The 4,368-nt window shown below is 75.9% G+C and carries 1 protein-coding gene; it reads left to right on the forward strand.

Going from position 1 to position 4,368, the window contains the following annotated elements; genetic code table 11:
• Nucleotides 1–4,368 (forward strand): SDR family NAD(P)-dependent oxidoreductase (locus D5H75_RS40635; protein WP_147425483.1); only part of this gene is annotated, 4,368 nt, incomplete at both ends.

Here is a 4,368-nt window from a genome sequence, read left to right on the forward strand (position 1 = left end):
GTGTTCGCGCGGGCCTTCGACGAGGCGTGTGAGCTGCTGGAGGCCGAGTTCGCCGCTTCCGAGACGGGTGAGGTCGTGGGCGGTCTGGCCGGTGGGCTGAGCCTGCGCCAGATCATCGCGGGTGAGCCCGGCGCGGCCGGGCTGCTGGATCAGACGGTGTTCGCGCAGGCCGGGCTGTTCGCGGTCGAGACCGCCCTGTACCGGCTGCTCGAATCACTCGGCGTGCGGCCGGACTACGTGGCCGGGCACTCGCTCGGCGAGATCACCGCCGCGCATGTCGCAGGAGTGCTCGACCTGGCCGACGCCTGCCGGCTCGTCGCCGCTCGCGGCCGGTTGATGCAGGCCCTTCCCGCCGGTGGGGCGATGGCCGCCATCGGGTGCGGCGAGGCGGAGATCGCCTCCGTGCTCGCCGGGCACGAGCAGGTGGCGATCGCGGCCATCAACGCCCCCGGAGCCGTGGTCGTCTCCGGCGCGGCCGACCAGGTGGACCAGATCCTCACCTGGGCCGGTGAGCGCGGGCACCGCACCCGCAGGCTGCGGGTCTCGCACGCCTTCCACTCCCCGCTGATGCGGCCCATGCTCGACGACTTCGCCAAGGTCGCCGAAACCATCACGTTCCGCGAGCCGTCGATCCCGCTGGTGTCCAACGTCACCGGCCGCCTCGCGGGCAGCGAGATCACCGAACCCGGCTACTGGGTGGACCACGTACGGCAGCCCGTACGGTTCGCCGACGCCGTGACCAGCCTGCGGGAGCACGAGGTCGGCTGCTTCATCGAGGCCGGCCCGGACGCCCAGCTCGCCCCCATGATCGAACAGACCCTCACCACCGGCCCAGAAGCCGAGGCCGCCTCGGTGGTGGCGCTGCTGCGCCGCGACCAGGACGAGACCGCCCGGTTCGCGGCCGGGCTGGGGCGGGCGTGGACCGGCGGCACCGCCGTGGACTGGGTCGCCTGGCCGGTCGGGGAGGCCACGCGGCACCTGGAGCTGCCCACCTACCCCTTCCAGCACCGCCGGTACTGGCTGCGGCCCGCGCCCACCGGCGACCCCGCCGCGCTCGGCCAAGCCCCCGCCGACCACCCGATCCTGGGCGCGGTCGTCGAGCAGCCCGACGGCGGCGTCCTCCTCACCGGACGCCTGACGACCGGCGCCCACCCCTGGCTCGCCGACCACGCCATCAACGGCACCCCCATCCTCCCCGGCACCGCCTTCGTCGAACTCGCCCTCCGCGCCGGAGACCAGGTCGGGTGCCCCTCCGTCGAGGAACTCACGCTGGAGGCGCCCCTGGAGCTGCCGGACCGGGGCCAGGTGACGATCCGGGTGGTCGCCGGCCGCGCCGGCGAGGGCGGGCGGCGGCCCGTGGAGATCCATTCCGCCGCCGAGGACGGCGGCTGGCTGCGGCACGCCACCGGCCTCCTCTCCCCCGGCCCGCTTCCCGGCCCGGCGGAGGAAGAGTTCGCCGCCTGGCCGCCGCCGGACGCGGAACCGCTCGACGTGGCCGACCTCTACCCGGCGATGGCCAAGCGCGGCTACGGCTACGGCCCCGCCTTCCGCGGCCTCACCCGGGCCTGGCGTCGCGGCGAGGAGGTGTTCGCCGAGGTGGCGCTGGCCGACGAGGTTGAGGTGAAGGGCTACGGCGCGCACCCGGCGCTGCTCGACGCGGCCCTGCACGCCACCGACCTGCTGCCCGGCCACGACCAGGACACCGCGTTGCCGTTCGCCTGGCGCGGGGTGGCGCTGCACGCCGAAGGAGCCCGCGCGGCCCGGGTCCGGCTGCGCCCGGACGGCGAGACCGGGGTACGGCTCGACCTCGCCGACCCGGCGGGCCGCCCGCTGGCCACGGTGACGTCGCTGGCCTACCGCCCGGCCCCCGGGCAGTGGTCGAACCCGCGCGCCGGGGCGTACCGCCTGCTGCACGAGGTGGTGTGGCGGCCGATGGACCCGCCGGTGTCGCCGGGCGGCGTCGGCGCGGATCTGGTGATCGACGCGACCGGATGGGCCGAATCCGCCGACGGCGACCCGCTGGACCGGCTGCGCCGTGGCGTGAGCTCGGTCCTGGCCCGCCTGCGGGAGTGGCTGACCCGCGAGCCGGGTGACGACGCCCGGCTGGTGATCGTGACCCGGGGCGGGCTCGCCGCCGGCGGTGGCCGGATGGATCCGGTCCAGGCCGCGGTGTGCGGGCTGACGCGCGCCGCGCAGGCCGAGCACCCGGACCGCATCGTGCTCGTCGATCTGGAGACCGGAGCTCAGGCGGCACCCGGCGAGGTGGCGTCCGCGCTGGCCTGCGGTGAGCCGGAGGTGGCGGTGCGCGGCGGCCGGGTGTGGGTGCCGCGCCTGGCCCGCGTAGGGGCGTCCGATCCGGACGTGGCGTCCTCGCCGTCGCCCGGCGCGGTCGATCAGGCGGGCGCTGAGGGCGCGGCCGGTACGTCCTGGCCCACGGATGGCATCACGTTGGTGACGGGTGGGACGGGTGGTCTGGGTGCGGTGGTGGCCCGGCATCTGGTGGCCGTGCATGGGGTGCGGCGTCTGCTGTTGGTGTCGCGGCGGGGGATTGATGCGCCTGGCGCGGCCGGGCTGCGTGATGAGCTGGCGGGGTTGGGTGCCGAGGTCACCATCGCCGCGTGCGATGTGGCGGATCGGGAGGCGCTGGCGGGCCTGCTGGCCGCGATCCCGCAGGACCGGCCGTTGCGTGGGGTGGTGCATGCGGCGGGGGTGGTCGATGACGGGGTGATCGGCTCGTTGTCGGCCGAGCGGGTGGAGGCGGTGCTGCGGCCCAAGGCCGAGGCGGCCTGGCATCTGCACCAGCTCACCCGTGATTTGGACCTGGCCGTGTTCGTGGTGTTCTCTTCGCTGGCGGGGGTGGTGGACGGGGCCGGGCAGGGCAACTACGCCGCCGCCAACGCCTTCACCGATGCCCTGGCCGGGCTGCGTGCCGCCGCTGGGCTGCCGGCCCTGGCGCTGGCCTGGGGGCCCTGGAGCGGGGAGCATGGCATGACCGCCGCCCTGACCGGCCGGGATCTGGGCCGTATGCGCGCGGCCGGGCACATCCCCCTGACCACCGGCCAGGGACTGGCCCTCCTCGACGCCGCCCTCACGACAGGCCGGGCGCATCTGGTGCCCGCCCGGTTCGACCCGGCCGCCCTCGCCGGCCGCCGGCCCGGCCTGCCTCCCATGCTCCACGACCTGGCCGCCCCCACCCCACGCCCCACCGCCACCCAGACCCGCGCCGAGCCCCAGGCGGCCGGGACCGGCTCCGGCCCGGCGGAGGCGCTGGCCGCGCTGCCGGCCGAGCAGCGGCTGCGGCACCTGCTCGACCTGGTCCGTACCGAGGCGGCGGCCACCCTGGGCCATGGCAGTCCCCAGACCATCGACGCCGACCGGCCCTTCCAGGAGTTCGGGTTCGACTCCCTGACGGCCGTCGAACTGCGCAACCGCCTGCACACCGCCACCGGGCTCAGGCTCACCCCCACCCTCATCTTCGACCACCCCACACCCCGCGCCCTGGCCGCCCACCTCGACATCACGCTCACGGGGAGCGCCCCGGCCCGCCGCCGCGCCCCCGCCCCGGCCGCCGCCCCCGACGACGACCCCATCGCGATCGTCGGGATGGCCTGCCGGTTCCCCGGCCAGGTCACCGACCCCGACACCCTCTGGCGGCTCCTGGCCGCCGACGCCGATGGCATCACCGGCTTCCCCACCGACCGAGGGTGGGACATCTCCGGCCTCTACGACCCGGAGCCCGGGAAGCTCGGCCGTACCTACACGCGGCAGGGCGGGTTCCTGCACGACGCGGCGTACTTCGACCCCGCCCCGTTCGACATCGGCCCGCGCGAGGCCACCGCGATGGACCCGCAGCAGCGGCTGCTGCTCGAAGCGTCCTGGGAGGCCCTGGAGCGCGCCGGCATCGACCCGACCGGCCTGCGCGGCACCCAGACCGGGGTGTTCGCCGGCGTGATGTACCACGACTGGGGGACCCGGCCGGGCCTGGTGCCGGAGGAGTACGCCGGTTACCTGGGCAACGGCAGCCTGGCCAGCGTGGTCTCCGGCCGGGTGGCGTACGCCTTCGGGCTGGAGGGACCCGCCGTGTCGGTGGACACGGCCTGCTCGTCCTCGCTGGTGGCGCTGCACCTCGCCGTGCAGGCGCTGCGCAACGGGGAATGCGATCTGGCCCTGGCCGGCGGGGTGACCGTGATGTCCACGCCGGACACCTTCACCGACTTCGGCCTCCAGCGGGGCCTGGCCGCCGACGGGCGGTGCAAGTCGTTCGCGGAGGCGGCCGACGGGGTCGGCTGGGGTGAGGGCGTCGGCGTGCTGGTGGTGGAACGCCTGTCGGAGGCGCGGCGGCGCGGGCACCGCGTGCTGGCCGTGGTG

The sequence above is a fragment of the Bailinhaonella thermotolerans genome (genome assembly GCF_003594875.1).
In the GTDB taxonomy this organism is placed as follows: Bacteria; Actinomycetota; Actinomycetes; order Streptosporangiales; family Streptosporangiaceae; genus Bailinhaonella; species Bailinhaonella thermotolerans.